Origin of the sequence: Cetobacterium sp., assembly GCF_048470075.1 — a bacterium.
Lineage (GTDB): Bacteria > Fusobacteriota > Fusobacteriia > Fusobacteriales > Fusobacteriaceae > Cetobacterium_A.
Window position 1 is genome coordinate 1 of record NZ_DBGBQB010000293.1, and the last position, 3,194, is coordinate 3,194.

Sequence of the window (3,194 nt, forward strand, 5' to 3'; positions counted from 1 at the left end):
CCATTTATCATATATTGAGTTTCTAATCTCTTTAGGTAAAATAGATTCAATTATATACTGATATGATTGAGAATGGATAGCCTCCTGAAAAGTTTGTATTGAAAGAACTAAATTTATCTCTGGAGCAGTTATATAATCTGAAACATTTGGAATATTATTTGTTTGAATACTATCTAAAAATATTAAAAAAGATAGAATTCCATCATATGCTTCTCTCTCTTCATCAGTTAAATTTTTATAATCATTTTTATCTTGAGTTAAATCTATTTTTTCTGGAATCCAAAAGTTTCCCATCATTGTTCTATACAGATGATTTGCCCACTGATACTTAACATTATTTAGATTAAATATGTTTGTACTATCTCCTTTTATCACTTTTCTCTCTGATAATGAATCATCTCCTAGAGGATTAAAAAGTTTTTTTCTATCCACTACAGCTTTCACACTCCTCTTTTTCATTTATTATATTGGTATTTTTTTGAATTGTTCTTATATAATAAACTGATTTACACCCTTCTTTCCACGCTGTCATAAAAGTGTCGTATATATCTTTTGCTTTAATATCTTTATTTAAATCAAAGATAAGTTCCATAGAAACTCCCTGAGTTATCCATTTACCTATTCTACTCATTATTTTTACATATGTTTGAGGATTTACATTTTTAAACTCTGGATAGAACCAGGCTCTATCCTTTAAATATTTAACAACCCTCGGAACTGCACCCTTTTGATTTTTCTCTATAAAGAATCTTGAAAATGTTGGGTTTACAGATGCTGTTGATCCCATAAGTAAAGATGTTGATGTATTTGGAGCAATGGCTGTCAACTCTCCATTTCTCAATCCATATGTTTTAACTAAATTAAATACCTCTTCCCACTCTTTTCCAAATTTTGAGTTTTTAACATACCAATCTCTATTTTTTTGAAAGAATATCCCTTGATCCCAAAGCGAGCCTTTAAACATAGGGTAGCTTCCTCTTTCTTTAGCAAGAAGAGCTGAGGATTTTATACTGTACATAGCTATCTCTTGGAAAAGTTCATCTATCTCTTCCAGTGACTCATCATATATCATGAACTCCTTAGCTAAATAGTCTGCAAGCCCCATAGTTCCAACACCAATAGTTCTATAAGCTAAATTATGTTTATCCGATTCCTTTATAGGAGTTTTTGTTAAATCAATTGTATTATCAAGAATTCTAACAGAGATATCTACAATCTCCTCTAACTCCTCTTTTTCTAACTCTGCTAAATTCATAGAAACCAGATTACATGTATGAACTTCACCTAACTTAGTTGTTCTAACTCCATTCTCTCCCATAGCTTCCTCTTTAAAGTTAATACTTGGAGAAAAATTAGAAAAACTTTCCATACATAGATTTCCATTTCCTATCATACCTACATGGCTATTATGATTCATCAAGTTAGCTCTATCCTTAAAGAAAATATATGGCATTCCTGTTTCTATTTGAACTTTCATAATCTCTTTAAATAGCTCTCTAGCCTTTATCACTTTTTTTAACTCTAAGTGTTCATCCTTTTCAATAGTTAAATACAGCTCTCTAAATTTATCGCCATAAGTTTCACATAGCTCAACACTATATTTTTTACGAATCTCATAGGGGTCAACTAAGGTCCATAATAAATCCTTTTCAACTCTCTCCATAAAAAGATCTGAAAGTACAACTTGAGGATAGATATCATATGCTTTTCCTCTTTGATCTCCATTCTCTGTTTGAAGTTCTAAAAATGTTTCGATATCTAAGTGCCAAGAGTCTAGTGCTACAGTTACTGCTCCAGCTCTTCTTCCTTGTTGATTTACTGCAACTGCCGTATCATTTATAATTTTTACCCAAGGAACTACTCCTCCACTAGCATTATAATAACCATTAACCATAGAATTTTTTGCTCTAATTCTTGAGATATTTAATCCTACTCCTCCACCATTTTTACTAATTTTTGCAACCGTATCTACATTGTAAAAAATAGATTCAATATTATCATCCATAGCTGTAATAAAACAAGATGATAAATTTCCATTTGGCACTCTTAAATTAGCCAAAATAGGAGTAGCTAAAGATATTTTTTTCAGTGATAGAGCTTCATAAAATCTTTTTGCAACTGCCACCTTATCTTTTTCATTTATAGCTAAAAGCATAGCTATGCACATAAATACCTCTTGAGGAAGCTCATATATTTTACCTTCATATTTTAACAGGTATCTATTCACAAACATATTTGCTCCAGCGTAGTCATACATCATATCTCTAGATATATCTATGGATTTTTCCAACTCTTTAACTTCATCTTCAGTATAATTTAATAATCTACTGTCATAAACTCCTATATCCACCAATGTTTTTAAACTCTTATAAAACTCACCATAGGAAAATCCTCTTTTATGAAAAACCTCCCTTTCCGTTTCCATCATTAAAAGTCTTCCTGCAACATAGGTCCAATCACTCTCTTCAAAACTTGTCATAGTAACTGCTTGATTTATTAGAGATTCTTGAATCTTTTTTGTTGTTATATTCTCTTGATATATTGATTCTATATGACTCTCTAACTCAACCATATTAACTTCTAAATTTTCACAGGCTCTTAGAAGTTTCTCTCTTATTTTAGTTATGTCCAGATTCTCTCGTATTCCAGCTCTATTTATAACCTGTCTCATCTTATAAAACCTCTAAAAAACTTTCCATAGAGTAATATTTCCCATCTTTTTCAACCACTGGAGCACTCATGATTCTAGCTTTACTTGCCACTATCATAAGGGTTTTTAAATCCTGTGTATACTCATAATCTATACCTTTATCATCTAAAATTTTCTTTAAAGTTTCACATTTACTACAATTCTCTTTTCCAAATACCTTTATCATTATACGCCTCCCAAACACAACATATTGTGTAGCTCTTCTTTTATATTCACTATATATAGTATTATTACATAATTAACAAATTTTTTCAATGATTTTTTTATATAAAATTAGTGTAGTTTTTTCTAGTATTTTTATTTTTGAAAGTTATTTTTTTCTGAAAAGTTCTGTTAGATAATCCCATAAAAAATATACTATAACTCCTGGAGATATTAAAATTATAATTGTTAATACTCCACTTAAAATCACTGGAATTCCAAATCCAAAACTAAAAGTAAAAATTATTCCATTGATTAATTCAAGTAGATTATAGCCTAAGTC

General features: G+C 29.9%; 3 protein-coding genes. All 3 read right to left on the minus strand.

Annotation, left to right across the window (positions count from 1 at the left end):
* On the minus strand, positions 1-432 hold a 432-nt coding region (locus ACMOUI_RS10300; protein WP_418965613.1), incomplete at its 3' end, for a ribonucleotide-diphosphate reductase subunit beta.
* Entirely contained in the window at positions 425-2,671 is a 2,247-nt protein-coding gene (locus ACMOUI_RS10305; RefSeq protein ID WP_418965611.1) for a ribonucleoside-diphosphate reductase subunit alpha, read from the minus strand. The genes ACMOUI_RS10305 and ACMOUI_RS10300, both read right to left, overlap by 8 nt.
* 1 nt (position 2,672) lies before the next feature.
* Positions 2,673-2,876, minus strand: coding sequence for a glutaredoxin domain-containing protein (locus ACMOUI_RS10310; protein WP_418965612.1), 204 nt, complete (start codon positions 2,874-2,876; stop codon positions 2,673-2,675).
* Between the last annotated feature and the right edge of the window lie 318 nt (positions 2,877-3,194).